The sequence below is a fragment of the Siphonobacter sp. BAB-5405 genome, from assembly GCF_002872335.1.
GTDB lineage: Bacteria > Bacteroidota > Bacteroidia > Cytophagales > Spirosomataceae > Siphonobacter.
In genome coordinates this window covers 185,458-211,453 of record NZ_NJAG01000001.1, presented here as the reverse complement: position 1 = coordinate 211,453, position 25,996 = coordinate 185,458, and the positions used below count along the sequence as shown (strand labels likewise).

Annotated in this window: 22 protein-coding genes; 12 read left to right on the top strand and 10 right to left on the bottom strand. The window is 48.1% G+C overall.

Going from position 1 to position 25,996, the window contains the following annotated elements:
• Positions 1–184: 184 nt before the first annotated feature.
• The 3 genes from BWI97_RS00870 (at position 185) to BWI97_RS28215 (ending at position 3,979) form a co-directional block, all read left to right on the top strand.
• Positions 185–853 (top strand): hypothetical protein, encoded by a 669-nt coding sequence (locus BWI97_RS00870; RefSeq protein WP_146010833.1) that lies wholly within the window; start codon positions 185–187, stop codon positions 851–853.
• A gap of 71 nt (positions 854–924) precedes the next feature.
• On the top strand, positions 925–1,467 hold the full coding sequence (locus BWI97_RS00865; RefSeq protein ID WP_102199689.1) for a hypothetical protein: 543 nt from the start codon (positions 925–927) through the stop codon (positions 1,465–1,467).
• 553 nt (positions 1,468–2,020) lie between these two features.
• Positions 2,021–3,979, top strand: a complete 1,959-nt coding sequence (locus BWI97_RS28215) for a family 43 glycosylhydrolase (RefSeq protein ID WP_102199688.1) — start codon at positions 2,021–2,023, stop codon at positions 3,977–3,979.
• A 247-nt stretch (positions 3,980–4,226) separates the two neighbouring features.
• On the opposite strand, the gene BWI97_RS28015 is transcribed toward BWI97_RS28215, so the two are convergent.
• Both BWI97_RS28015 and arr read right to left on the bottom strand, forming a co-directional pair.
• Positions 4,227–4,877 (bottom strand): hypothetical protein, encoded by a 651-nt coding sequence (locus BWI97_RS28015; protein WP_199181969.1) that lies wholly within the window; start codon positions 4,875–4,877, stop codon positions 4,227–4,229.
• Between the two features lie 189 nt (positions 4,878–5,066).
• The gene (gene arr / locus BWI97_RS00850) at positions 5,067–5,483 is read right to left on the bottom strand and encodes an NAD(+)--rifampin ADP-ribosyltransferase (RefSeq protein ID WP_102199687.1); all 417 of its coding nucleotides are present in this window, start codon (positions 5,481–5,483) and stop codon (positions 5,067–5,069) included.
• A 146-nt stretch (positions 5,484–5,629) separates the two neighbouring features.
• Here arr and BWI97_RS00845 point away from each other — a divergent pair, with 146 nt between their 5' ends.
• The 3 genes from BWI97_RS00845 to BWI97_RS00835 all read left to right on the top strand — a co-directional run bounded on the left by BWI97_RS00845 (position 5,630) and on the right by BWI97_RS00835 (position 7,401).
• Positions 5,630–6,091, top strand: a complete 462-nt coding sequence (locus BWI97_RS00845; protein ID WP_102199686.1) for a putative immunity protein — start codon at positions 5,630–5,632, stop codon at positions 6,089–6,091.
• A gap of 320 nt (positions 6,092–6,411) precedes the next feature.
• Positions 6,412–6,930 (top strand): transposase, encoded by a 519-nt coding sequence (locus BWI97_RS00840; RefSeq protein WP_102199685.1) that lies wholly within the window; start codon positions 6,412–6,414, stop codon positions 6,928–6,930.
• 141 nt (positions 6,931–7,071) lie between these two features.
• The gene (locus BWI97_RS00835; RefSeq protein WP_233207712.1) at positions 7,072–7,401 is read left to right on the top strand and encodes a hypothetical protein; all 330 of its coding nucleotides are present in this window, start codon (positions 7,072–7,074) and stop codon (positions 7,399–7,401) included.
• Between the two features lie 291 nt (positions 7,402–7,692).
• On the opposite strand, the gene BWI97_RS00830 is transcribed toward BWI97_RS00835, so the two are convergent.
• The 4 genes from BWI97_RS00830 to BWI97_RS00815 are packed head-to-tail and all read right to left on the bottom strand — an operon-like array spanning position 7,693 to position 15,006.
• A complete protein-coding gene (locus tag BWI97_RS00830) occupies positions 7,693–9,168 on the bottom strand; it encodes a glycoside hydrolase family 43 protein (protein ID WP_102199683.1) in 1,476 nt (491 codons plus the stop codon).
• A gap of 15 nt (positions 9,169–9,183) precedes the next feature.
• On the bottom strand, positions 9,184–10,233 hold the full coding sequence (locus BWI97_RS00825; RefSeq protein WP_102199682.1) for a family 43 glycosylhydrolase: 1,050 nt from the start codon (positions 10,231–10,233) through the stop codon (positions 9,184–9,186).
• Between the two features lie 57 nt (positions 10,234–10,290).
• A complete protein-coding gene (locus BWI97_RS00820) occupies positions 10,291–11,835 on the bottom strand; it encodes a RagB/SusD family nutrient uptake outer membrane protein (protein ID WP_102199728.1) in 1,545 nt (514 codons plus the stop codon).
• A gap of 51 nt (positions 11,836–11,886) precedes the next feature.
• A complete protein-coding gene (locus BWI97_RS00815; protein ID WP_233207711.1) occupies positions 11,887–15,006 on the bottom strand; it encodes a TonB-dependent receptor in 3,120 nt (1,039 codons plus the stop codon).
• Between the two features lie 489 nt (positions 15,007–15,495).
• On the opposite strand from BWI97_RS00815, the gene BWI97_RS00805 reads away from it, so the two are divergent.
• The gene (locus BWI97_RS00805) at positions 15,496–16,413 is read left to right on the top strand and encodes a bestrophin family protein (protein WP_102199680.1); all 918 of its coding nucleotides are present in this window, start codon (positions 15,496–15,498) and stop codon (positions 16,411–16,413) included.
• Here the strand turns inward: BWI97_RS00805 and BWI97_RS00800 are convergent.
• Entirely contained in the window at positions 16,410–17,342 is a 933-nt protein-coding gene (locus BWI97_RS00800; protein ID WP_102199679.1) for a glycerophosphodiester phosphodiesterase family protein, read from the bottom strand. The genes BWI97_RS00805 and BWI97_RS00800 overlap by 4 nt on opposite strands.
• 62 nt (positions 17,343–17,404) lie before the next feature.
• On the opposite strand from BWI97_RS00800, the gene BWI97_RS00795 reads away from it, so the two are divergent.
• The 4 genes from BWI97_RS00795 (at position 17,405) to BWI97_RS00780 (ending at position 20,275) form a co-directional block, all read left to right on the top strand.
• Positions 17,405–18,331, top strand: a complete 927-nt coding sequence (locus tag BWI97_RS00795; RefSeq protein ID WP_102199678.1) for a TIGR01777 family oxidoreductase — start codon at positions 17,405–17,407, stop codon at positions 18,329–18,331.
• A 221-nt stretch (positions 18,332–18,552) separates the two neighbouring features.
• Positions 18,553–19,371: an oxidoreductase gene (locus BWI97_RS00790; RefSeq protein ID WP_102199677.1), complete on the top strand. Its 819-nt coding sequence runs from the start codon at positions 18,553–18,555 to the stop codon at positions 19,369–19,371.
• A gap of 275 nt (positions 19,372–19,646) precedes the next feature.
• On the top strand, positions 19,647–19,880 hold the full coding sequence (locus BWI97_RS00785) for a type II toxin-antitoxin system Phd/YefM family antitoxin (protein WP_094816900.1): 234 nt from the start codon (positions 19,647–19,649) through the stop codon (positions 19,878–19,880).
• Positions 19,877–20,275, top strand: coding sequence for a type II toxin-antitoxin system VapC family toxin (locus tag BWI97_RS00780; RefSeq protein WP_094816891.1), 399 nt, complete (start codon positions 19,877–19,879; stop codon positions 20,273–20,275). Before BWI97_RS00785 ends, BWI97_RS00780 begins: the two co-directional genes overlap by 4 nt.
• A gap of 97 nt (positions 20,276–20,372) precedes the next feature.
• On the opposite strand, the gene BWI97_RS00775 is transcribed toward BWI97_RS00780, so the two are convergent.
• Both BWI97_RS00775 and BWI97_RS00770 read right to left on the bottom strand, forming a co-directional pair.
• On the bottom strand, positions 20,373–21,866 hold the full coding sequence (locus BWI97_RS00775) for a hypothetical protein (RefSeq protein ID WP_102199676.1): 1,494 nt from the start codon (positions 21,864–21,866) through the stop codon (positions 20,373–20,375).
• Between the two features lie 12 nt (positions 21,867–21,878).
• The gene (locus tag BWI97_RS00770; RefSeq protein ID WP_094816889.1) at positions 21,879–22,424 is read right to left on the bottom strand and encodes an RNA polymerase sigma factor; all 546 of its coding nucleotides are present in this window, start codon (positions 22,422–22,424) and stop codon (positions 21,879–21,881) included.
• Between the two features lie 551 nt (positions 22,425–22,975).
• On the opposite strand from BWI97_RS00770, the gene BWI97_RS00760 reads away from it, so the two are divergent.
• Positions 22,976–24,157, top strand: coding sequence for a M20 family metallopeptidase (locus BWI97_RS00760; protein ID WP_102199674.1), 1,182 nt, complete (start codon positions 22,976–22,978; stop codon positions 24,155–24,157).
• 260 nt (positions 24,158–24,417) lie between these two features.
• Here the strand turns inward: BWI97_RS00760 and BWI97_RS00755 are convergent, their stop codons facing one another.
• Entirely contained in the window at positions 24,418–25,818 is a 1,401-nt protein-coding gene (locus tag BWI97_RS00755; protein ID WP_102199673.1) for an inorganic phosphate transporter, read from the bottom strand.
• Positions 25,819–25,996: the final 178 nt, after the last annotated feature.

Here is a 25,996-nt window from a genome sequence, read left to right as displayed (position 1 = left end):
TTATAAATCAAGTTAGATTAGTTATTGTTAGTCTGCATTTTCAACGCGGATTTGGGAGAAGTGCATTTTGATGTTTCGGTGCTATGGGCGTCTGTGATGTTCCAGCACTGAAACGTCACAGATGTACTGAGTAATATTCGTATATTTAATAGTTGCCTGAAAGATGCTACAAATACACTATAGCATGATACTAATAATTATTATATTTTTCATTTCAATTTTGGTGATAGGTTCCTTTACCTTACGAAAGAGTTTTGTACTATTACAGGAAAAGCTAAATTTTACATTAGAATACAGAGAACAATTTGTAATTTTTACAAACAATTTCTATAAAAAATACGACAGCTTTGAAAGACGTGGAGAAATTGATCATGAAAGATATGTTTGGTTGACAAAGAATGCAAATAAAATGCAAGGTATGCTTGGACAAACTGGACTTATGGAGTATATAGGACCTTTTCGGCAATACAAGATAAGTAACTATAATATAGTGCTGAACACTATTCCAAAATTCAGAGATAGTACAATAACGGATTTTGACGTTAATTCAGTTGACGATTGTTTACTAAGGTACATTGGAATTGTTGAGCAACTAACAAAAGAAAATTTTAAACAGCTGAAAAATCCATTCATTTGGCTTAAGCAAGGATTCAAAGAGTTCTTTAGTTTGCCAATCTATATTTTCAATTGGTTTGGTATAATTCCCGATAGTACTGTTGGAAAAATTAAATCAAATCTAATTTTTAATACCCTTACTGGTATAGGCGGACTTGTAACATTCGTAAGTGGTTTGGTGACAATAATACAGGGGAAAGAACAGACATTAGGATTTTTTAAAAAGTTATTTTACTAATAACTATGTATGTAATATTGTATTGGATGTGTGGCGGATCTAATATAATATAATACTGAAAATAAAATTTTATGACTCCTAAATTAGCTGATTTCAAGAGAATATTAATGCAACGTTCTAATGAGAACACTAAATCAATTAGATTATTACATGAGCAGGAGCTTTTTGGTACCTGTATATCTTTACTGCGGCAGGAATTAGATTCTTTAATTCGAGTTTGCTATTTGCATACTTTAACGAATGATTTAGAATTAAATAAACTTATTGAAGATACAGTGAATGGCGTTGAGTGGAGGAAAAATGGGGAAAGGATTACAGACCGTAAAATGGTAAATATTGCAAGTCAGTATAATCATTGGGCACCAGAAGTCTATAACTTTGGTAACTGTTTTACTCATCTAACAAACTATCATGATTACGAACAAAATGATCCTCTATTGACGCTTGATTTGGAATTAACACAAAAAATAAGAAATTATTTGAATTCATATCATGGATTTCCCCTAACAAGTGAAGTGAATTTTCAAAATGTTATTCCTTATATACCGGAAGTTGCGTTAAAAATTTCAAATAATCTTCGATTATACATAGATCACCTTAATTCTCGACAATAGTAATCTAGTCTATTTAGGCCTTATTTAGTCTTTACCTATTCCCAATGTTCTCGTAGTTGTTTGTATTTACTGCCGTTGTTGGTGTTTGGCATAGCGTCACCAACAACTCACGTGATAATAAGGTTTGTCTAAATCGTGAATAAATAGAATTTGTCGATACAATAATACTAAGTAAATTTTCGTTCAAGACTCTTTGTACAACCGAAGTGTAATAAAGTTGTTGGTGACGCTACGCTAAACACCAACAACGGCAGAGGTGACGTTATACTAAATACCAACAGCGAAATTCTTACGATTGATAGCTCCGTAATGAGTATGAATCACTCGTTTCAACATATGAGTAGAGGATCCTCCAGGAATGCAGATCCGTCGTAAAGCAACGGATACCTATCATCACCGCCCCAAGCCCCAGCAAAAGTGATACCTGCACTCCATGAGCCCAGATGAATGATGACAACTTCTTGGACAGGATAATCTTTCACAGAAGCTTACATCTTTGCCTGAACAGAAACCTGGTAAACCTCTTTCTTTCGTATCCTACTTAGCTTCTCAAATGATTTTACGTAACCGAGTACTGACTGTCCTATTCGTCCTGCTAGGCAGTGTGTCCGCTTTTACTCAAACTAAAAAGAATTTATCGTCCTTCGAAGGCTATCTATTTGCTTACTTCGAGGGTTCAGGAGACCCGCTCAAGCAGGAGCAGTTACGCCTAGGGATAAGCAAGGATGCCATCCATTGGTCTGCTTTAAATAATAACCAGCCTATCCTTGCCTCCAGCGACATCTCGCAAACGGGTGGAATTCGGGATCCGCATTTGTTACGGGGGGAGGATGGAAATACCTTCTACTTGACGGCGACCGATATGTTCGTCGGTAAGAACGGCTGGGGCAGCAATCCGGGGATTGTCCTGTTGCGATCCACTAATCTGGTAGATTGGACGCACCGGAGTATCGACCTGGCCAAAACCTATCCGCAGACGTTTGGGAAAGTGCAATGGGTATGGGCTCCGCAAACCATTTATGATCCACAGGCCAAAAAGTATCTGATCTACTTCACCGTACGTTTCAAAGACGATTCCAAGCTTGATTTTTATTCCGCCTACGCCAATACGGATTTTACCGGTTTTGAAGCAGAACCCAAGCTGATGTTCCGGGCCAAGTACGGAGCTATTGACGGTGATATTGTATATAAAGACGGCACCTACCATCTGTTCTTCAAGGGGAATACCAAAGATGAGAGTGGGAAGGAAATTAAAAATGGCATTCAACAGGCCACTTCGAAGTCGCTGAGCGGACCCTGGGTGGAGGATTTTAAGTACCTGGATGCGTATTCGGATCAAAAGATTGTGGTGGAAGGTTCCAGTGTCTTCAAACGCAATGATTCGGACGAGTATATCCTGATGTATGACCTGTACACCAACCTGCGGTATGAGTTTCAGCGGAGCACTGATCTGTATCAGTTTACGGATAAACCCGAGTCCTTTACCAAAAACTTTAATCCCCGGCACGGCAGTGTCATCGGCATTACCCGCGAAGAAGCCCGCCGCCTGCAGGCGAAATGGGGCGGGGTTCCCAACGACTTGTTACAACCCGTCGAGGCTTCCGATCGCTACACCTTCACGTCCAAAGGCAACCCCATCATCACGCATGCGTACACGGCTGATCCGGCGGCTCTGGTGAAAGGGGATACCCTGTGGTTATTTGCGGGTCACGATTTCGCGGGTGGACAAAGTGGGTATAAAATGAAAGACTGGCTGGTGTATTCAACCACGGATTTACAAACGTGGACCCAGTATCCCGTGCCCTTACAAATAACGAATTTCCCCTGGGCGAAGAGTGGAGATGCGTACGCGGGGCAGGTCATTGAAAGAAACGGAAAGTATTACTGGTACATCAGCACCAACTGGTCGGGTATTGGCGTGGCAGTAGCCGATCGACCGGAAGGCCCTTACAAAGATGCCTTGGGAAAACCCTTGCTTACCAACAAGGATTGTTTCGCTTCGTCCCATTCCTGGGCCTGTATTGACCCCACGGTGTATATCGATGCCAAGGATCAGGCCTGGCTTTTCTGGGGCAATCGCGAATGTTATTATGCCCGGCTCAAGAAAAATATGATTGAAATCGAAGGAGAAATCAAACGGGTGCAGTTCCCCGGTTTCGATTTTACGGAAGCTCCCTGGATTCATACGCACAAAGGCAAATACTACCTGAGTTACGCGACGGGTTTCCCGGAGAAAATTGCGTACGCCGTGGCCGATGCAATCGAAGGCCCTTACGAATACAAAGGCATTCTCAACGAAATTGCCGGCAATAGTAATACCAACCACCAGGCGATTGTTCAGCATAAAGGGCAGTGGTACTTCATCTACCACAACGGCGGTATTCAAACCGATGGTAGCAGTTTTAGTCGCTCGATATGCATTGATAAACTACAGTATAACAAGAACGGGACCTTGAAACGGGTCATAATGACTAGTGAAGGCGTTACGAATACGTCCAGCTCATCTAAATAAGTTCAAAAACCAAGTAGTCGATGCCTCCCGGGAACGCCGAAGTCGTAGGCTGATTTTCGTAAGCCGAATCTTTACGACCGGCGGTATCCTGGCGTAGGCATTGGCTACCTCATAGACAATACCTTTAGGTTGCTAAAGTAGTACAGGAAAAAATTTGAAATGAGGTCAGAAAGAAAGGAGAACTCACTACGCCAGGGTTCGTATCTAGCGTAGGAGGCTCAACAACCGGAAAAACAGATGAAGGCCTTTAGGCAATGAAATAATGAATTTCCAAATAGCGTTTACCGCTTTGTTTCGACGTTAATCGTTCCAGGACATCAGGAGTCGATGCCTGATCTTTATCCGACGGAGCAGGAAATTGTTTCCAGATCCCACCCACCAGCAGCTTTTGTTCGGGTAGTTTTACCGAACGTTTGCTGTGAGCAATGAGAAGTTTCTCGGCTGTCTGTTCGTCGGTTAGTTCGTAAATGTCGTATAAATCAACGGTGGGAATCAGCATAAAAGTTTTTCCAAAGGCAATGAGCACAAAGCCTTCCAGAGCTGATTTCGAAGTATTGGGTTTAGGCGTTCCCGTAAGAATAATATTGGAAGAAGAATGCACTTGAATTGCTTCCGAAACGCTTATCTGCAAAGGTTTATAGTTCTGATAATCCAGTTGCAATCGATCATCCAGTTTTGATAATACCTCTGCTTTTGCTTTTTCGTCCAATCGGCAAAGGGCCATTTCCAGAAAGAGAATCATTTTCTGTTTCGTAAGAAATACACCCGATACTTTAGACAGTTCGGCCGGGGTAATGACCTCATCTTGAGCCTCGGTGAAAAGATTGTAAAATCGACCACCATTGTCTAGCTCCCGCATCGCTTCCTCAAGGCTGGTGTAGGGTTTGATTTCTTCCATCGATTCGTAGTGAGTAGAGTACTGGATTTTGGTCGTAAAGAGCGGAAGCCTTCACCAGGCGAGTGAGCTGTTCCAGTAGTAAAGAAAAGCCAGAGAACCGTTCATACGTGTTTTTTCGGATGAATGGCCGTTGGTACCGATCAACCTAGGAGTACAACCGCTCCCCGGCGTGATTCCGGAACCTAGGAATTAATCTTCGATGGCTTCAATCCCCAGTTGTTTTAATCGCTCCAGGTTATCCTTCATGGCTTTCAGTTGCTCGGGCGTATGCCCCTGCCATTCCGTAATTTCACCAACGACCTTGAGCGGCTGTAAGGAACGATAGGAGCGGGTAGGGTTCCCCGGAAATTTTTTATCGGTCAGGTTAGGGTCGTCCTCAATAGGGCCGGTAGGTTCTACCTGGTAGATTCGTTCAGGCCCTTCACCCACAGCCAGCTCGGCACCCCAGATGGCGGCATCCAGGGTGGCGGTTAAGTAGATGTATTTTGCTTGATTCCGCTGACCGTAGTTGGATTGAAAGCCCGGTCGAATGAGATCACCCGGTTTCAAATCGGCCTTGGTTCCATGATAGAAGCTAATGGAAGACAAATCGTTGGTCTGATCCATTCGTTGGGTAGTTTGGTTGTTGAGTAAAAGCTTTCGTTTATACTTGGGCTTGGTTTTGACTTTGCAGTTGTTTGGCAAGTCGTTACCAGCGACGGCGGAGTGAGGTCGGTATGAACAGTTAATGATTTCTAAGGTAACAGGAGCTTATGAATATTTACGAATACCAGCGGTTAGTCGGCAAAATAGAAGATATTCCTGCGTTGAAGGAGGAGTTTATAACTCTGTACGATACCAAAAGCCACCGGGAAATGGTGCAGTTTTGTTTGGTATTCGGACAACATCTGATCGAGAAAACGGGCTTCGAACCCTGCCACGAAATGAGAGCAGCATTCGAAGCCATGCAAAGATGGCTCGATGGAAAGACCAATTATCACGAAGCCAGGAATTTGAGTCTGGAAATTAGCCGAATAGCTAAATTTGAAAAAGACCCGGCTAAAGTAAAATTTTTAAGAACGCAGGCACAGATAGCGGCTAGCCCGCATACGAAATATCATGGCTTATGGGCCACTGATTTTGCGGTGACGATGATCAATAAACTGTTTCCCGGCGATCTGGAAGAAGTAAGGAAAGAAAGAGAAGCACAGATAAAGTTGCTGAAGGAGATTTGATTTTTCGGGTTGAGCGGTTGTAGTGGAATAGGTAGACACGCTCTTGCCGTTGTTGGTGTTTAGCGTAGCGTCACCAACAACGGTGGTTATGCCTGAGATTAGTTATGATCTTTATAATGATGATCTCTCTTCGCCGTTGTTGGTGTTTAGCATAGCGTCACCAACAACTTCACTTCAATAAGAATTAATCATCGAACGAAACTTTACTTCGTATTACTCTACTCTTGCCTTAACGAAGTGTCTCTAACAATCAGTACTTATTATTCGGCGTATAGCTTTATAGAGCTATAAACCATATTTGTTAGAAATAGCTAAAACTCATGCATGAGCATCAGTATCCCGCTTTTTTCACAGCGACTATTCTTTCCTGGAAACACGTACTCAAACCTGATAAATATAAGCAAATCATCATTGACAGTTTACGCTTTTTAGTAGAAAATAATAGAGTCATTGTATATGGATTTGTAATTATGCCAAATCACCTTCACTTGATTTGGAAGATAATGCCACCCTTTAGCAAGTCAGAAGTACAACGAGATTTTTTGAAATTTACGGGTCAGTACATTAAAAATGATATTCAAAAAAACCATCCAGCAGTTTTAGAAAAACTAGCAAGTACACAGGGTGATCGAAAATATCAGATTTGGGAAAGAAATTCTTTATCTATCTACTGCTACTCAAATAAAGTCATACTAGAAAAGCTAACCTATATTCATAATAATCCTATTCAACCGCACTGGAATTTGGCCCACATACCCGAAGATTATTATTATTCTAGTGCCCGATTTTATGAATTTAATCAGGATGCGTTTGGATTTCTTACTCATTATAGTGAATGAGGCTGAGTTGTTGGTGACGCTACGCTAAACACCAACAACGGCGGAGAACAATTATCCTTAGGAAAGATCTACATCTTCATTTTCGTATTCTAGACCGATATGTTAAACCTTTAAATAATTTGAACAGTGGGAAAAATACAGGTGCAGATCAAACAAAATCTGTCAAATTTCAAGCAAGAAGTAGCTTTAGCTAAATTTTTACATGGTCGAAATAATTACTATGAAAAAGCAGTTTGGCGACTATTATTACGTCAATACTGGAAAGAAAATGGACCGTACATTTTCAGCTATGATGCCAATGATAATGCCACAGTAAAAAGCTTATTAACTTTTGGAAAAATAATGGATAAATTTGCTATGAGGATAATACCAATGCATCAAGTATTAGCTCTGAAAGATGATAGTAATACCATTCCATTATGCTATAAATCCGCTATTGTTACTATTCGTATTTGGTTACGTAAAACATAGCTGTATCTGCCGTTGTTGATATTTAACGTAGCATTACCAACAACTCTAAGTATACTCCCTACTGTTTTACGAATCTTTTAGCAGAATTTCACTTGTAATCACTGAATTTAGGTGTTTGAAAGTCTAATCATGTGTTCATTTTATACTGACAGCCTACTGATTTACCTGCGTCGTACCACCTGAGTTGTTGGTGACGCTACGCTAAACACCAACAACGGTAGGGGTAAAAGTTAAGGAAACAACAAAGGCTCACCATACCAGCGAGCCTTTATCTGTTTAAAAAACGAAAACCTACTCCTTCTCTGACCGCAAGAGGAAGTTATCAAACACCCCCGTACCTTCCCCCTTGGCAATTACGCCAACCCGAACGGCCCGATCCCAGGGTGGCAAAAACGTTCCATCCACGGAATCGAATACCTGCGTGTTTTTTCTGTTGATGAGGTATTTGAAGGTAACGTTTTTACCATCTTTCACCTGAGCCTGTAAGACTACCGTTTTCGCGTTCGACAGCGGGAGCGTTTGCAGGACTTTGTCCTTTCCTTTTTCCCGCTTCCAGACGAGCAGTTCACCCTTTTGAACCGAAAGGCCGAGAGCATTGTCATCATCCCCAATCAAACTCAAACCGCTTTTTAAGTCCGTGGTTTTAGGGACCTCTACCTGTACCTGAGCCATGTAGTTACCCGTATAGGTTTTACGGGCCAGATACACGCCCGCCTGTTCAGGAATGGCTTTCAAATGAAGTTTACCGCCTTTAGTCTGATACTCCGGCCAGTGGAAAACCGACCAGTTCCACAGATTTGAAGCCTTCGAAAAATCATCTTTCACGACCGCTGGAACCTGATTGACCGTCGCTACGGGAGCCTTGAAGGCAATCCAGCCGTCGGGCGTAAATTCAAATTCCCGAAGCAGGCCCTGGCGACCGGAGTAAGCGGTACTCTTCGTGCTATACGCGTGGTAGAGGAAGTAGTATTTTCCATCTTTTTCGATGGGCGTACCGTGGCCGGGGCATTTCCAGGTTTCGTCCGACGTCAGAATTGGATTGCCCGAAAATTTCTCCCAGGGACCGAGCAGATTTTTAGCCCGAGCCACGCCCGACACGTACGTACAGCCTTCGCCGCAACAACCGGCCGCCGCGTAGAAAGCGTAGAAATACCCACCGTGCCGCATCATCGAAACGCCTTCAACCAGATTGGCCTCCCAGGGCTGATCGTTCCGGAAAAGTTCTTTTTTCTCACCCAGCAAAGCCGTCCGTTCTTCGTTCATTTCCTGAATCCAGATGGGCGTCGGCTGCCGAATGCTGTTGCCGTCTTCTTTCCAGATCAGGTGCAGTTTGCCGTTTTCGTCCCGCATGGGGAAGGCATCAATCGAGCCGTCGGACTCGCACATCAGCGGGCCGTGATCTTTCCAGGGACCTTCGGGTTTATCAGCACTGGCGACGGCGACGCAAAGATTTCCACCTTTTTTGTGAGCCGTGTAATAGGCGTATACTTTTCCTTTTTCGTAGGAGATTTCCGGTGCCCAGAAGTAATAATCCGCCCAGTCGGGCAGCTTCGGAAAGATATACCCGACGGTTTGCCAGTGAATCAAATCTTTGGATTTTAGCAACGGATACTCCGGTGCCCAGTTGGACGAGGTAGCCGAAGCCCAGTACGTATCCCCAATTTTAGTAACCGAAGGATCGGCGTGATCGCCGGGAAGAACGGCTTGCTGTTGAGCATACGTAGCCGTTGCAAGGGCTAGGAGAGAGGTTAGAAAAATCGATTTCATAGTGTAAAAGTAAAATCATTCGCCCGCCGGAACGGCAATCAAGCGACCCGTAGCGACGGGTTCGCCAAACTGCGGCAGGCCCGAGCTGGTAAAGGTAAAGGGTTGCATCCGAATGTTACGTTTTTCGCCGCAACCTTCGCCGGTATTGGTGTTGGCATGGTACAAAAGCCAGTTTTCCGAGCCATTGGGCGACTGGAAAAAGCAGTTATGGCCCGGTCCGAAGGCATTGGCTGAGGGAGACTTTGTGAACACGGGCTGTTGCGTTTTGGTCCAGTCGGCGGCGTTGAGCGGATCGCCGCCTTCCCGCAAACTAAGCATACCCAAAGCGTAATCATCCGTGCCGCAGTAACTGGCCGAGTAAATCATGAAAACACGGCCCTGCGGATTTTTCAGTACCTGAGGCCCTTCATTTACGCCAAAGCCGTTACGTTCCCAGTTTAGTTCGGGTGTGGTGAGCAGTGTCGTTTTTCCCGTCAGCGTCCAGGGATTTTCCATTTTGGAAATGTAAATTTCCTGACGTTCAACTTTATTGACCCCTTTCGGCCAGCCGCTCCAGAGGAAGTACAGACTGCCGTTGTGTTCGAGAATATTTCCATCCAAGGCGTAATTATCGTTTTCGGCATTGAACAGCCGCCCTTTCTGGGTCCAGGTACCCTGGGTCGGATCGGCACTGGCGTTTTCCAGTACCCAGGTACGCTGGGAGTACTCTTCCGTATCCGATCCGGCGGTGTAATAGACGTACCATTTGCCGTTCAGAAAATAGATTTCAGGGGCCCAGAGATTCCGCGAATTGGCTCCCGTCGCGGGTGGTGTAAAGATGGTCGTGCGGCGGGCGGAATTCAGCTCGCTCATTTTTTCCGTACGCCACAAATCCACGCGGTTCCCTACGGTTTGCATGTAGTAGTACTGCCCGTCTTTGCGGTATACAAACGGATCGGCTCCGTTTTGAATCGGATTTCGGAAGGTAGCCTCCGAGGGAGCAGGCGGTGGCGTAACGGGCGTGGAGTTGTCTTTCCCGCAGGAAAACCCAATCCAGAGTACCAATACTAAATAGCGAAGATTCATATAACGATCTGTAAAAGGGGTGGTTCCGGCAACACTGTTCCGGAACCACCCGTTGCCTTAATAACCCTGATTTTGCGACAGACTGGGATTCAAATCAAGGTCCGATTGCGGAATAGGATAGTATGCCGACTTATTGAGTGTAAACGAACCAAACTCCGGATCGCGTGCCCGCAGGGCGGGGAGATTGGCTTCCGTCAATTCGCCCCAGCGTTGCAGGTCGAACCAGCGTTGGCCTTCGCCCGAAAGTTCAGTAACCCGCTCGTGTTTGATCTGAGTCCGGAACTGGGCTTGGGACAGACCCGGCTGGGCCGTTGTTAAGCGAGCTAGTCCTACCCGCTGGCGTACCTGATCGACATACGTATAGGCTTCCGTCGTGCGACCCAGCTCATTCAGGCATTCCGCGTAGAGCAGCAGAATGTCCGCGTAGCGAATCAGACGGTAGTTGTTGGGCGAGCGGAAGCCTTCTTCATTTTTCCAGTGATCGTTGAGTGGCTTACGGAACCAGACCGAATTCCGATCCGGACCCGTACCGTAGCGACTGGCAAAGGTTTGACCGTAAATGAGCGTTTGACTGGGACCGCGTACATCCGTCGAGTCGTACAAAAACGAAGCCTCCACGCGAGGATCACGGGCACCCGTCGTCGTACGTTCCTTCTGCATTTCCCCGATCATCCAGCGGCGGGCGGCACCGTCCGAGAAGCCCACGCCCCGGGGAGCCAGAAACTGCGGCAGCGACGCTCCGACGTTAATCACGGCACCTTCCTGCGTATCGTCGTCGGTAGTTTCGTTGTTATTCTGGGCAAACTGAATTTCGAATACCGATTCGGTATTGTTTTCCTGGGTGATGATGAAGTTGTCGCGGTAATTCGGCATGAGCCGGTACACGTCGCGTCCTTCGCCCGTGATGAACCAGGCCAGAGCGGTTTGGGCTTCCTGGAATTTACGTTGCTGCATCAAAGCTTTGCCCAGCAAACCATACGCTGAACCCCGGGTTACGCGACCCAGATCGTCGCCCGAGTACCGCAGGGGTAAGTCGGGAGCGGCTTCGGTAAGGTCGGTTTGAATCTGGGCCCAGACTTGTTCGGGAGTCGCGTTGCTGGGCGTATCCGACGTAAGTACCGAACGAAGAATCAGAGGAGGCCGATTGAACAAACTCACCAGATTAAAATACATCAGGGCCCGTAGTACCTTGGCTTCCGCCAGCAGGCGACGCTTCACGGTCTCATCCATGGTGATGCCGGGAACGTTTTCGAGTACCTGATTCGCCCGCCAGATGACCACGTAACTATCCGCCCAGGTGCCTGCCGTGAGGTTTTGATTGTAATCGGTCTGTACAAAACTCATCAGGTTATTCAGACCAATGTCCCCCCCCGAACCGAACCCTTCGTCCGAACGAAGGCTGGTATGGTAAAACATCCAGCGACCGTACAGCGGCGTACGGTGCAGGCCACTGTATACGGCATTGACGCCCCGAACGGCATCGTTTTGCGACTGCCAGAATTGCTCAACGGTAAGCGAGTTGGGGTTGGGTGCATCAAAATCCCGGTTGCACCCCATCAGTAGGGGCAGCAAGCCGTAGAGAATAAATTTTATCTTTTTCATACGTAGCAAAGTCAATACGACGATTTTCTGAATAGTCAGGAAATCAGCGGTTTAGAAGTTGAGATTTAAGCCGAAAGACACCATGCGGGAAGACGGATAGTTACCCGCATCCAGACCCGGTTCGAGGATTACGTTACCACCCACGATGTCCGGATCGAGGCCCGTGTAGCCGGTAAACGTATACAGGTTCTGACCGCTTACGTAGACGCGGGCATCGCTCAGGCCAAAGCGGGTCAGGAACGGTTTGGGAATGGAGTACCCGAATTCCACGTTCCGGATTCGCAGGTACGAACCACTTTCCAGCCAGCGATCGCTGTCATTACGGGCGTTGGAAACGATACCCCGATCCACTGCCGGATCACCGGCGATCCCCGTTCCGTACGAAACGCCAATCCGGGGAAAATCCGTATTGGGATTCTCGGCCGTCCAGGGCTGAATACCCCGGCGGTAGTTGGAATAGCCCAGAGCATCCAGATCGCGGCGTACATCATTGTAGACTTTCTGACCGAATGAACCATAGAATTGTACGGCCAGCGAGAAATTCTTATAAGAGCTATTGAATTGCAGACCGGCTTGCAGTTTCGGCCAGGGCGAACCCACGAATAGGCGATCCAGGGAGTTGATGTCGTCGTTCGTACCATTGTCTACGGCATTCACGTAACGAATATCGCCCGGTTTGGCGTAAGCCGCCTGAGCCCGGTGAGCATCGATTTCACCCTGATTCTGGAAGATACCATCCGTCTTGAGCAGGAACCACTCACCAATCGAACGACCCACCTGCGAACGAGTGAGGGTCGTGGCAATGTAATTACGGGATTGTCCGGTTTCGGGATCGATGCCCAGGTTACCCAATTCCAGCACTTTGTTACGGATGACGGAAAGGTTACCCGAAATCGACCATTTAAAATCCTTATCATTGTTGCGGTACGTCAGGTCCAGCTCCACGCCCTGGTTCTGGATGGAACCGATATTGGTAAGCGGATTGCCGCCGAGGTTACCGGTATACGCCGGAATGGGCGATTGCACCAGTACATCGCGGGCAACGGAACGGAAGGCGTCCAGTGTAACGCCGAGGCGATTGTTGAACATGCTCAGATCCACGCCGAAGTTGGTCGTCGTTTTTTGTTCCCAGCGTAGATTCTGGTTGACAATCCGGGCCTGCGTAGCACCCTGAAAAGCCGTTTGATCAGAACCAAATACGGCCCGTGGACCCTGCGTAATGAAACCGGTATACTGATAATTGCCCAGATTGGCCTGACCCAGTACCCCATACGAACCGCGAATTTTCAGATCGTTGATCCAGCTAACTTTGAAAAACTCTTCTTCGCTCAACCGCCAGCCCAGGGCCACGGAGGGGAAGTTACCCCGGCGGTAATTGGGGGAGAAGCGGGAATCTTTATCCGACCGGAAGGTCAGCGTAACCAGGTATCGATCATCGAAGGTATAATTCAAGCGACCCAGGTACGAGCCGATAAGCGTCTGGTTGTTGCCGCCCGAAGCCGTCATGCCACCCGTGGCCGAACTGATCGTCGTAAAGTACTGACCGTTGGCGACGGTGAGTTGCTGACGACTGGCAAACGCGTTGTTATTCCGAATAGTCTGATTCACCAGCCCGACGACGCCGTTGATGCTGTGCTTGCCAAACGTCCGGTTGAAGTTCAGCGTATGCTCAAAAAGCGTACTCAGGAATTGCGAACGGTTTTCGCCCGTGCTACTGAATTCCGGTGACTGATTCCAGTACCAGAGGCCTTCGCGGCGAACGCCACCCGCGTTATCGAAGCTGGTTTCCAGACCGGCATTGAAACGGTATTGCAGCCAATCGAAGAGTTTAACGTCCACATAGGCATTTCCCAGTACTTTGAAAAACGTAGTATGATTGCGGGTAAGCTCGGCCACTGCCACCTGATTTCGGGAGAAGGTACGGGTGTTGATCGAACCGAAACCATAGCCACCCGGATTGCTCGTACTGATCAGACTGGGATCCCGAACGGGGATAATGGGCAGGTTATTGGCCAGATCGTACCAGGGATTGCCCTCCGCAAAACCGCCACTGAACGGACTATTGCGTACGGAGTTGGAAATCATCAGGTTTTCGCCGAACGTAACCCGACCACGTTTCGCTTCCGTATTGATCCGCAGGGACATCCGTTCGAAATTATTACGAATCAGCGTTCCTTCGTCTTTGAAATAACTGCCCGAAATCAGATAGCTTGAATTGGCTCCACCGCCCGAAAGCGTCAGGTTGTAATCCTGTACCGAACCCGTTCGAATTAATTCATCCTGCCAGTTGGTGTTGGGGCTGGTAGCGGGATTGAAGTTTGCAATGGAAGGTTGCAGGGCGTACCCGGCGGCCTGATAAGCCCGACGGTTGAAATCGACGTATTCCTGGGCATTCATCATATCCCAGCGGCGGGGAATCGAGGAAAGGGTGTACCGTCCCGACACGCTTACTTTCATCGGCCCTTCCTTGCCTTTTTTCGTAGTAATGATCACCACGCCGTTGGCCGCCCGTGATCCGTAGATGGCGGCTGCGGAGGCATCTTTCAATACCTGCATCGAAGCAATATCATCGGGGTTGACGGTCGTATTGGCGTCGGCGTACATGCCGTCGATGATGTAAAGTGGATTGGAATTTCCGTTGAGCGTACTCAATCCCCGAATCTGAATGACGGCTTCCTGACCGGGAGCACCACCGTTCCGGATCGTTACGCCCGAAAGCTGCCCTTGCAGGGATTCCACGGCCGAACGGGTCACGATTTTACTCGTATTCTCAATTTCTACCAGACCCGTAGCTCCGGTCAGATCTTTCTTCCGAACGCTCTGGTAACCAATGACGACGACTTCATTCAGTGACTGGTTATCGGGTTCAAGTTGTACGTTGACTTCCGTCCGGTTGTTGATGGCTATTTCCTGACTTTTATAACCAATATAACTGAAAACCAGCGTGCCGTTGGCCTGATCGTCGGGGACGTTGAAGCTGTATGCTCCGTTGGCATCGGTAGTTGCCCCTACGCTGGTGTTCTCTTTCAGGTAAACGTTGACCCCGGGCAGGCCCTGCTGGGTTTCATCCGTTACCCGTCCGGTGATACGAATGACGGCCCGGGCAGGTGCGATATTCAGGGCCACCGTAGCCTGCTGACGGACGAGCGGTTGAGCATGGGCTGATAACACACCCAGACCGAGTGTAAATACCAAACCACGTCTGAAAAAAAGGTTTAAGTGGATCATGTAGTGAGCAGAATAAAAATAATCGAAAAGGAAAATGCTCCGGATGGTTCAGCAGAACGGTGCGTTCGCTGGCACATCCGCTGGATGTAGACAAAACCCCACAGGTATACGGTGGGTTAACGGAGGGCATGAACCTAATACCCTAAACGTCGAAGCGTCGCTGGCCTATCAGGTTGCTTGGGGATTGAGGCCAGGAGCCATACACAGACTACAGGCAATCAGTGGGTTGATGAAGGGTTAAAAACAGATCAAGAGGATTACGTTTAGCTAGACTTTTCATACGCGGTACTCCCATAAGAAAGCGAAAGACTTTAGTTGCAAAAACTCCGTTCCTAAGCCGTACCCTACCCAATCGCAGGATTAAATAGAAAAGCCGCTCGGTCCGGGGCTGCTAATGCCTACCTTTGCGGCCGTATCTGGTTTGTTGTTCGTATGGTTGTTCCTCCGCATCACAATTGGTTTCGTCTGCTCTTCGTCTGGAAAGGCTCCATCATTGAAAAAATTTACCCGCGGCTGATCATTCTGTTCCTCTTCTGCTGTGCGGTCGTCTACTTACGGGGAGAAATCTTCCAGGTAAAAATTGCCCTGAATCCTACGCCTTTTACGCTGATTGGCGTCGCCGTAGCCATCTTTCTGGGCTTTCGTAATAGTGCGAGCTATGACCGGTACTGGGAAGGAAGAAAACTGTGGGGGGCTCTGGTCCTGGAAAGTCGTTCATTGATGCGACAGGTAACGACCTTGAGCGGCTTGTCGATGGATTCTGTTGAAATTCAGCTCTTTTCCCGCTTATTGATTGCCTTTACTTATGCCCTGAAACATCAGTTACGGAAAACGAGTCCGGAAGCGGACTTGCGACGGCTGTTATCTCCGGAGCTTACCGATCGTCTCATGCATGCTCGATTCAAACCCGTACTGATTCTGCGGGAAATGGGGTACTGGCTGCAGCAGCAACGCCAACGCGGCCAGCTCGACTCGATTACGCTGGTCACGATGGACACGACGATCAATCATCTTTCGGGCATTTTAGCGGGGTGTGAACGCATTGCCAATACGCCCATTCCGTACACATATAATGTGCTTCTGCACCGAACGGTCTACTTATACGGATTATTCCTGCCCTTTGGTTTGGTGGATACTTTGGGTTGGACCACGCCCTTTATCGTGGTATTCATCGGGTATACCTTTATTGCGGTGGATGCGATTGGCAATGAAATTGAAGAGCCGTTTGGTACCGAACCTAATGACCTGCCGCTGAACGCTATGTGTCAGATTATTGAAGCCAGCGTTCGGGAAACCATTGGAGAAGCCGTACCGACGCCGGTGACGGTCCAGCCTTTGATTGTTGACTAAGGTTGAAAGAGCGTTTGTACGCGTTGAAGGCTATCCGTACAAATAATATCACCCCGCTGTAATACTTGTTCATACAGAGGTCTTGCCTGAGTGAAAGGCAGCGTATCCACGTTCCCATTTGTGCCTACGGAAGTCATGATGCCCATCGCATGAATCCGATCGTAAAAGGCTTGAGGCTGTAAGTGACCCGGTGTCAAAGCGACGAGATTCTTATAGGGTAATCCGGATTTTTCAATCGTTTCAATGGCTTTAGTGTCATTGAAACCCAAGGCCAGCATGAGGGAAGGATACCGCTGGTGAAGGAATTGAGCTTCAGCGATCGAGTAGCAGATGACGATAACGTCACCAAGCATACGAGCCTTCTTAACGGCTGTCATCATCCGAATCGGATCCGTCTCTGGTTTTTTGTCGAGAAAGAGTACCACTTTCCCCCGGGCAAATGTCAGCAGTTCTTCAAGTCGCGGTATACGTTGACCGAGTAGTACCTTTCCCGTTTCATTCCGTAATTCCAGCTTACGTAGTTCCTGATACGTAAAATCGCTGAGCTTGCCCGTACCCGTAGTCGTCCGTTCCAGCGTCGCATCGTGCAGCAGTACTAGTACGCTGTCTTTGCTCATGCGTACATCGATTTCCTGCGTGGCACAAGGAGCGATTCGGTAGGCGTGTTTCATGGCCGCCAACGTATTTTCCGAATAGCCCGGCAGGGGCGTCGTTCGGTGAGCCATGATGATCTTCTTACCCGGTTCCCAGTGGAAAAACTGCGAAAGGGGTTCGTTTTTCTGGCGGCAAACCTTATGAAAGGCTTGGGGAGACAGTATCAAAAAAAGTACGAAAGAAAGCAGATAACGCATGGAATGAGCGGAGATTTCGGGCAAAAATCGGTATTCTTTTTCACTGGAATCTTTCGTAGCTGTTAAGTTTTTAGTCATTCGCTGAAATGGCTTAGAACTTTACCGCTTTTGCCTGGTTTTTAGAAAAAGTCAAGACGGCAATGAAACAAGTTCTGCTCACGGGGGGTACCGGCCTGATTGGTACACGACTCACCGAATTACTACTTGAACGCGGCTATGCCGTTGCCTACCTCACCCGGGGCAGTAAAAGCGAAGCCAGCATTGATCCGAAAGTCAAGCAATATCGCTGGGATGTCAATAAGCAAGAACTCGACGAAAAAGCCCTCGCCGAAAGCCAGTACCTGATCCATCTGGCCGGAGCGGGCATTGCAGAAGGTCGCTGGACGGACGAACGCAAACAGGAAATCATCGATAGCCGTACGAAAACCATTGGACTGATTGCCCGTAAACTCCGCGAAACCGGCCATCGGTTTGAATCCTTCGTCTCCGCTTCGGGCATTAGCTATTACGGAGCCGATACCGGTGCCGAATGGCTCTCCGAGCAGTATACCCCCGGGATCGATTACCTGGCCGACGTGGTGGTGCAATGGGAAGCGGCGGCCGATGAATTGGCTGCTCTGGGGATTCGAACTTCCAAACTGCGTACGGGTATTGTGCTGGACACCAAGGGAGGAGCCTTGAAAAGTTTTCTGATTCCCGTGAAGCTGGGGATCGGTTCGCCACTCGGTTCGGGAAAACAGTACATCAGCTGGATTCATACCGACGACCTCTGCCGGATGTACATCGAAGCTCTGGAAAACCCGGGCTGGACGGGAGCTTACAATGCCGTAGCCCCACATCCCGTCACCAATGAGGAACTGGTGCGTACCACGGCCAAAGTACTGCATAAACCCTACTGGGCTCCCAAGGTTCCGGATTGGGTACTGAAGCCACTATTTGGGGAAATGGCCGTTGTGGTACTGGGAGGCAATTATGTCTTAAACCAGCGAATTCGGCTGGAAACCGATTTTCAATACCTGTATCCCGAACTCAAACCAGCCCTGGTATCAATTTTGAGTAAGTCGTAGGACTTTAGGTTTGGTGAGGTTTAAGACTAAATAAAGTTTGAGGTTTGGAAGGTTTAAGAATGAAAAAAGTAGCAATATAAGGTTAGAGCAGTTTGAAGTTTGAAGAAGTTCATTCAAACCTCGAGCCATTTTCAAACCTGAAACCCTCTTAAACTTGATACCTTTCTCAAACGTCAAACCACCTCAAGCCCATCCAACATTCACTCTTAAATACAGAAACCATGGTTTGGTTCATTACGGGTTGTTCATCGGGGTTCGGTCAGGAAATCGCCCGTCAACTCTTGGAAAAAGGCGAGCAGATCGTTGCGACGGCCCGCCGCGTTGAAACGTTACAGGAATTAGGGGAGTCTGAAAACCTGCTTACCCTGTCGCTCGATATTACCGATCTGGAGGCAATCAATTCAGCCGTATCATCGGCTCACGAACGCTTCGGTCGGATCGACGTACTGATCAACAACGCCGGTTATGGCTTGGGCGGGGGGCTGGAAGAAGTAAGTCAGGAAGAATTACGGACGCAGTTTGACACGAATGTTTTTGGTACCATCAATGTCACCAAAGCCGTACTACCCCTCATGCGGGAGCAGAAAAAAGGGTATATTCAGGTGCTTTCCTCGATTGCGGGATTGGTTTCTACGCCGGGACTTTCGATGTACAACGGCTCCAAATACGCTCTGGAAGGAATTTTCGAAAGTGTCGCTCAGGAAATCAGACCTTTTGGGATCAAAGTGACGATTATTGAACCCGGACCATTCCGTACGGAATTTGCCGGTTCATCCATCAAAATAGCCGAACCCCTGCCGGAGTACGCCGAAACGGCCGGAAAGATTCGGGATTATTTCGAAAAAACGAATGGCAAACAGGTGGGCGATCCCGTGAAAGCCGCCGAAATTCTGATTGGACTGGCGGACCGTGAAGAGCCTCCGCTACGCTTACAACTGGGTGCCTGGGCCGTAGAGCGTTACCAGCAAAAACTTGAAAACGAACTCAAGCATAGTAAGGCCTGGGAAGATATCAGTCGTTCGGCTGATTATACGGAATAAGGTAAGTCGAAAGCCTCTTTTGAGCCGTTTAGTTTGGTACTGCTTCACCAGGCTGAACGGTTTCTCTATTTAATAACTGGGGCCAACGATGACCGGCGTTCAATACCTATGAAAGCCGCTATTCCCGCTAAAAAAGCACAGGCTCAAAGGCTAGTCTAGTCAGTATTCGACGTAACTGAAAGGGATTCAATAGGCTACAACTAAAATCCAGTTAAAGTCTTACTTGACAACTTGACAAGAAAATCTTTACTTTGGATGATAACTATTTGGAAATTATGAAAACAATGACAGTCGGTGAAGTAAAAACCCATTTCTCGGAAGTCCTGAAAGAAGTGGAAGCCGGAGAGCGAATTGCCATCACCTTTGGCAAAAAGAAAGAAATCAAAGCCTTCCTGATTCCCAAAGAAGAAGAATTGCAGCCCAGAACGCTGGGGATTTTACGTGGAAAAGGAAAGGTGGTTTTCAAAGATAATTATCAAATGACTGAAGAAGAGTTTCTCGAAGTATGACCTATTTGTTAGATACGCATGCCATGATCTGGGCCGTAACCGAACCCGAAAAACTATCCGAAAAGGTTAGACGGGTGCTGGAAGATCCCACCAACGAAATTGTCATCAGCACGATCAGTTTCTGGGAAATTTCCATTAAGTACGCTCTGGATAAATTAGATTTAGATGTATTTACCCCGCAGGATTTCCCCGGGGCTTGCCGGGAAATGCGGTTTTCCATTACGGAGTTTTCGGCGGAGGACGCCGCCAGCTATCATCAGTTAGCGTCCACGTACCACAAAGATCCTTTCGACCGGATGTTAATCTGGCAGGCCATTCAAAATCGGTACACGCTCATCAGCAACGATGATCAAATCAAAAAGTACGTGGTGGATGGTTTAAAGGTGATGTGGTAGGGAAGAAAAACAAGTGTACTCATCCTGCTTTTCATACCAAACAAAAAGGTTCGAAACACCGGGTCCCGAACCTTTTTTTCTACGTATTCACTTCTGATTAGAAATCCCGGCGAATGCCCATACCCACGCCTAACGTAACGGGATGTATTTTGAGGTAATCACCCTGTAAGCCATTCATAAGACTTTTACGGACGAAGGTTTTTACATTCAGGGAAGTCTTCCGGCTCAACCGGTAGTTAGCTCCTGCATTCGCCGTGGTACTGAGGGATACATTCCGGTAAATGCCATCTTTCGGGCCGTATTCCGCCGGAGGAATACCGATGTACGAATCATCCACGAGCACGTTTCTCAGGAAAAAATCCACTGATAATCCGCCCGAGACGAAGTAGTTCAAACGCTTGCCGGGCCGCAATTCATACCCTACGCTTATGGGCACGGAGAGGTATTCAAACGTGTACCGGAAGGAGTTAGCTGAGTACAGATTATTCATACCCTGCAGGCTCGGGTCCGGTGTAGTCGGCCCATTCGGCACCTGATTCGATTTATTATAGCTGAGCTGATCTGCGAATGCATTAAGGATGCCAGAACCCTGAATCAGTACCAGGTTGTTGTTCAGGGTCGAATGGCCGCGTAAAAATTGAACGCCACTTTCCAGGTACCAGTGCCGTGAAAGCCGGGCTCCCGCCAGCCACTCCAGCTGATAGGAAATATGCGTGCCTTTTTTCGTATAGTTTGGTTCTGTAGTAGGTGTTACTCGCTGGGATAGTGGGCCATACGAGTAATTTGTATACGAGGGAAACGCAGTAACAGAACTTACGGAAGGATTAAACCGGATAATGCCAGCGTTCAGACTCATCCAGAATTTAGACTGCGGTATACGCTTGCCCGGCAGAGCAGGCATAGTTACCGGGGGTTGCTTCGGCTGGGCCGTAATTGCGTATAAAGACCAGGGTTTGGTGGTGGCCTGCTGGAGCAGTAACGCGGCTGCTCGTGTCGCTACCGTGCTGTCGGTGCTAACCGATGACGGGGTGGAGGGAGCCAGTGGCTGGATGGTCTGCAGGGCCGGCGAAGTTCGCTCAATCACCCGGGCAGTAGTTTGCCGTTCTGTTTTTTCAATGGAAGTAGCCCTTCTCAATACCCGACGGGCTACCGAACTGGATTGTGAAACAGGACCAGGCGTAGTCGATGTTCTACGACTGGAAGCCGATGGCGAAGGAACTGCCACTGAAGTATTCGGTTTTACTGTCGCTGTAGGTTGTGAAGCAGTAACCTGTCCCCGAGGGCTGGTCTCAGACCGGGTAGAAGCACTGGCTTGAGGAGAACGAGCCGATTTCCGAAGTGTGACGGCGGGCGTAGATGCCACGGAGCCTTTTGTTGCTTCGGCCCGGTGGCTGTACCACCATCCCAGACTACCCAGACTTACCAGAAACAACAGCACCACACCTACCCAGAAAAAGGGCAGGCCAATTGGCTGCTCAGGCGGAAGCTCCTGTTCAATGCGACTCCAGAGCCCTTCACTCGGGGGCTCGGAAGCTTCATCAAAAGCTTTACGCCATTGTTCTTCGAAATCGTTTGGTTCCAGCTGGCTCATGCCCAGTAAACGTTAATGTCCATTTTCAGTCAGACGATGGTTTGTCAACATGCGTTGCAAAAGGCTCTTGGCCCGGCTATACTGCGATTTGGAGGTTCCTTCCGAAATACCCAGCATCGTTGCAATTTCCTGATGTTGATAGCCTTCGATCGCATAGAGGTTAAATACCGCCCGACAGCCGGGAGGTAGTTCTTGAACAAGTTGGAGCAGGTCTTTCCAGTGAAGTTCCTCTGAAAACGTAGTGGCCACTTCTTCGGCCACGTGATCAAGTTCTTCAGCAAAACGGTACCGGCGATTATCCCGCAGGTAATTCAGCGTGGTATTGACAACAATGCGTTTAACCCAGGCTGCCAGCGGGCATTCGAAGCGAAAGGTGTCTATTTTGTCAAAAATCTTGATGAACGATTCCTGCAAAATGTCCTCGGCTTCGTCGCGGCTTTTGACATAGCGGAGACATACCACCAGCATACGGCCCGCAAACGCTTCGTATAAACGACGTTGCGAGACGCGATCTTTGCGGCGGCAGCCCATTACCAGCTCATGTTCATCAAAAACCATTCGTAAAGATCAAGCCATGTATTGCTCCTCCGGCTGGAGGACACGCTTGCGGAGAAAAAGGTTGGAACTATTCTGAAAATTTTTACTATAAGGATCGAACGCCTAAATGAGTTCTATTTTTGCATACATTCAAAAACGAGCTTTTAGCCATTAGCCTTGACGTTAGCTAAAGGTATACGAAAGTAACGTATTGAGTTGATTTAATTACCTCCGCCATTTTGGTTAGTGTGTATGAATACGTATGAAGAAAACTGCCTTTTTGAAATCGAGTTGTCCATTCACGAAATTGAATCTTCCTTAGGAACTGGCTTTGTGTTTCAGGCAGAAGATACTAATGTACTTTTGCAGGAAACACTGGAGCGGGAAATCAGGCTTATTGGCCAGGCACTGGGTCGCTTAGTAGAAATAAATTCGGTTATTACATTTACGGCGACGCAATCGATTCTTCAATTTTGCCATTCCCAGGAGGAATCGTGGGACCGTATTTGGACTTTACTAAAAAATCATTTGCCGTCCCTGAAAAAAGAGGTACAGCAATGGTTACACCACGAATGAAAGAGAAAATCAAAGCACTGGCCGCCGCTTACGCAACGGATTTTGTAGCGAACCGCCGGCATTTGCATAGTCATCCCGAGCTATCTTTTCAGGAATACGAGACGCAGAAATTTGTGGCTGCTCAGCTACAAAGCCTGGGTGTACAGGCGACGCCCTTGGCCAATACGGGATTAGTGGCTGTTATCGAAGGAAAAAATCCGGGAAAAAAGGTCGTAGGGCTGCGAGCCGATATGGATGCATTGCCCATTCTGGAAGCGAATGATGTCGTCTACAAAAGTCAGAATCCGGGCGTTATGCACGCCTGTGGTCATGACGTACACACGGCTTCGCTATTGGGCGTAGCCCGTATTTTGACGGAGTTAAGGGACGAATTTGAAGGTACCGTAAAACTGGTGTTTCAACCCGGTGAAGAAAAGGCTCCGGGTGGAGCTTCCATGATGATCCGCGAAGGCGTACTGCAAAATCCGGCTCCGGCGGGCATGATCGGTCAGCACGTAGCTCCGCAGATTCCCGTAGGTAAGATCGGTTTCCGGGAAGGAATGTACATGGCCTCTACCGACGAAATCTACCTGACCGTGAAAGGGAAGGGTGGGCACGGAGCGGCTCCCGATTCCTTAATCGATCCGGTACTCATTGCTTCGCATCTCATCGTAGCTTTACAGCAGGTTATTTCACGAAATCGTCCGCCTAAATCGCCCTCGGTTCTTTCCTTTGGACGGGTAATCGCTGACGGAGCGACGAACGTTATTCCCAACGAAGTCCACATCGACGGTACCTTCCGTTGTATGGATGAAGTCTGGCGGGAAGAAGGCCTCCGGCGTATCCAGAAGCTGGCCGAAGGGTTGGCTGAAAGCATGGGAGCTACCTGTGTCGTAGACATTGTCCGGGGTTATCCGTACCTGGAAAACCATCCCGAGCTGACCCGTCGCTTGCGGGCGGAAGCGGGAGCCTACGTTGGGGAGGAAAATATTATCGATCTGGACATCTGGATGGCGGGCGAAGACTTCGCCTTTTACTCACAGGTAGTCGATTCCTGCTTCTATCGCCTGGGTACGCGAAATGAAGATCGTGGCATCATCTCCGGCGTGCATACACCTACCTTTGATATTGACGAAAAGGCTCTGGAAATCGGAGCTGGCCTGATGAGCTGGCTGGCCATTCAGGAGCTGGAAAATTAGTTGCTGGTTTTAGGTGGATCGTTGTTGGGTGAGTAGTGGAGGTAGATCAAAAGCTTTTTGATCTACCTGGTTTATTACTCTGAGATTGGAAGAGCAAACCCCGAAGGGGTTCAATTTCACTAGCCATGGGTGAAACCCATGGTGTGCATGTATGGGAACAATATCCCATAAAAGGAAATCCCCCGAGAAGCCGCTCGGGGGATTTCCTTTGTATCATATGCCAGTACAAACAACCAGCTACTAGTTACAACCAGCTAACCTTACAGGACGGCCCGGAAGAAGATGAACAGCGTACCGGCCAGGAACATGGATACGGGCAGGGTCAGCACCCAGGCCAGGACAATGTTACGAATGGTACCGGCCTGCAAGTTTTTAATACCCTTGTTGGCCACCATACTTCCGGCAATTCCTGAGGAAAGAACGTGCGTAGTAGAAACGGGTAAACCCAGTCCTGACGACAGACCGATGGTACTAGCGGCGACTAATTCGGCACTGGCACCCTGAGCGTAGGTCAGGTGTTGTTTACCAATCTTTTCTCCTACGGTTACGACAATACGTTTCCAGCCCACCATGGTACCCAGACCTAAGGAAAGGGAAATCATCAGAATAACCCAGGTTGGAGCGTATTCCGTGTAGGATTTCATTGCCGACAGTGAACTGCTCAGCGTAGCGGCTTCATCGCGGTTGAGCGTGAGGGCACCGTCTTTCTGAATTTTCGTCAAATCTCTTGAGATCAGAAGAATATCTTTTCTGGATTCCAGACGAAGCTGGGGAGGAATATGGCCGTTTGTAGCCTTCATGACGCTATCCAGATCATTAATGCTGGCCTTAACCACCCGCAGACGTTCCTGATCTAACGTCGCCAGACGCGGTTCTTCAATCCGATTGACGAGTTGTTGAATCTGTACCAGATTAGTTTGGAGATGCGAGGTATCCTTGCTGGCATCCAGAGCAAAATAAGCGGGTGTAATACCGATCAGAATCAGCATAATCAAACCGACTCCTTTTTGTCCATCATTGGAGCCGTGAAAGAAACTAACACCCGTACAGGTCATAATCAGAATGCTACGAATCCAGGTCGGAGGCGTTTGATTCTTTTTGGGTTCTTTGAAAATGATGTCATTCTTCACGGTACGCTTCAGAATAAACATCAGAATAATCACCAGACTAAAACCGACCAGCGGCGATAAAAGCAGAGCAAAACCTGTTTCTTTCGCTTTGTCCCAGTTGACGGAACTCACGCCCGATACGTTTTCAGGCAACAGGGAGTAGGCCAGACCTACGCCCAGAATCGAGCCAATCAGTGTGTGGGAAGAAGAGGAGGGCAGACCAAAGTACCAGGTGCCCAGGTTCCAGATGATGGCACTCAGCAGTAGGGATAGGACCATCGCTACTGCGTGATAAACATTTTGGTCGATCAGCAGTTCAACCGGTAGCAGGTTTACAATTCCCATGGCAACGGTAATGCCACCGAAGAATACGCCAAGGAAGTTACAGAATCCTGACCAAATTACTGCAATGTTGGGTTTCAGGGAGTTAGTGTAAATTACGGTGGCTACGGCATTGGCCGTATCGTGAAAACCATTCACGAATTCAAAGGCACACGCACAAAAAAGGCAGATACACAGAAGAAAGAAAATTCCAGTCTCTAAGCCGAACATAAGGAGTTAGGGGGCTATTTTGACGCGAAGCTACGGAAAGGGATCGGGCCTAATGTTAAGGAATTGTTAAGACTCTATGGATAGGGGACCCCTAACCCGAAACGTATGCTCGCGTAACGATTGGGGAAATAGGACTTTCGCCAATCGTTCGCTGAGAGTTGGGCGGTTTCTCCAGCGT

Bases quoted from the DNA above. Each gene is read 5' to 3' on its own strand.
- BWI97_RS00870 (WP_146010833.1), top strand. From the start codon at position 185: ATGATACTAATAATTATTATATTTTTCATTTCAATTTTGGTGATAGGT.
- BWI97_RS00865 (WP_102199689.1), top strand. From the start codon at position 925: ATGACTCCTAAATTAGCTGATTTCAAGAGAATATTAATGCAACGTTCT.
- BWI97_RS28215 (WP_102199688.1), top strand. From the start codon at position 2,021: ATGATTTTACGTAACCGAGTACTGACTGTCCTATTCGTCCTGCTAGGC.
- BWI97_RS28015 (WP_199181969.1), bottom strand. From the start codon at position 4,877: ATGGAAGAAATCAAACCCTACACCAGCCTTGAGGAAGCGATGCGGGAG.
- arr (WP_102199687.1), bottom strand. From the start codon at position 5,483: ATGGATCAGACCAACGATTTGTCTTCCATTAGCTTCTATCATGGAACC.
- BWI97_RS00845 (WP_102199686.1), top strand. From the start codon at position 5,630: ATGAATATTTACGAATACCAGCGGTTAGTCGGCAAAATAGAAGATATT.
- BWI97_RS00840 (WP_102199685.1), top strand. From the start codon at position 6,412: ATGCATGAGCATCAGTATCCCGCTTTTTTCACAGCGACTATTCTTTCC.
- BWI97_RS00830 (WP_102199683.1), bottom strand. From the start codon at position 9,168: ATGAAATCGATTTTTCTAACCTCTCTCCTAGCCCTTGCAACGGCTACG.
- BWI97_RS00825 (WP_102199682.1), bottom strand. From the start codon at position 10,233: ATGAATCTTCGCTATTTAGTATTGGTACTCTGGATTGGGTTTTCCTGC.
- BWI97_RS00820 (WP_102199728.1), bottom strand. From the start codon at position 11,835: ATGAAAAAGATAAAATTTATTCTCTACGGCTTGCTGCCCCTACTGATG.
- BWI97_RS00805 (WP_102199680.1), top strand. From the start codon at position 15,496: ATGGTTGTTCCTCCGCATCACAATTGGTTTCGTCTGCTCTTCGTCTGG.
- BWI97_RS00800 (WP_102199679.1), bottom strand. From the start codon at position 17,342: ATGACTAAAAACTTAACAGCTACGAAAGATTCCAGTGAAAAAGAATAC.
- BWI97_RS00795 (WP_102199678.1), top strand. From the start codon at position 17,405: ATGAAACAAGTTCTGCTCACGGGGGGTACCGGCCTGATTGGTACACGA.
- BWI97_RS00790 (WP_102199677.1), top strand. From the start codon at position 18,553: ATGGTTTGGTTCATTACGGGTTGTTCATCGGGGTTCGGTCAGGAAATC.
- BWI97_RS00785 (WP_094816900.1), top strand. From the start codon at position 19,647: ATGAAAACAATGACAGTCGGTGAAGTAAAAACCCATTTCTCGGAAGTC.
- BWI97_RS00780 (WP_094816891.1), top strand. From the start codon at position 19,877: ATGACCTATTTGTTAGATACGCATGCCATGATCTGGGCCGTAACCGAA.
- BWI97_RS00775 (WP_102199676.1), bottom strand. From the start codon at position 21,866: ATGAGCCAGCTGGAACCAAACGATTTCGAAGAACAATGGCGTAAAGCT.
- BWI97_RS00770 (WP_094816889.1), bottom strand. From the start codon at position 22,424: ATGGTTTTTGATGAACATGAGCTGGTAATGGGCTGCCGCCGCAAAGAT.
- BWI97_RS00760 (WP_102199674.1), top strand. From the start codon at position 22,976: ATGAAAGAGAAAATCAAAGCACTGGCCGCCGCTTACGCAACGGATTTT.
- BWI97_RS00755 (WP_102199673.1), bottom strand. From the start codon at position 25,818: ATGTTCGGCTTAGAGACTGGAATTTTCTTTCTTCTGTGTATCTGCCTT.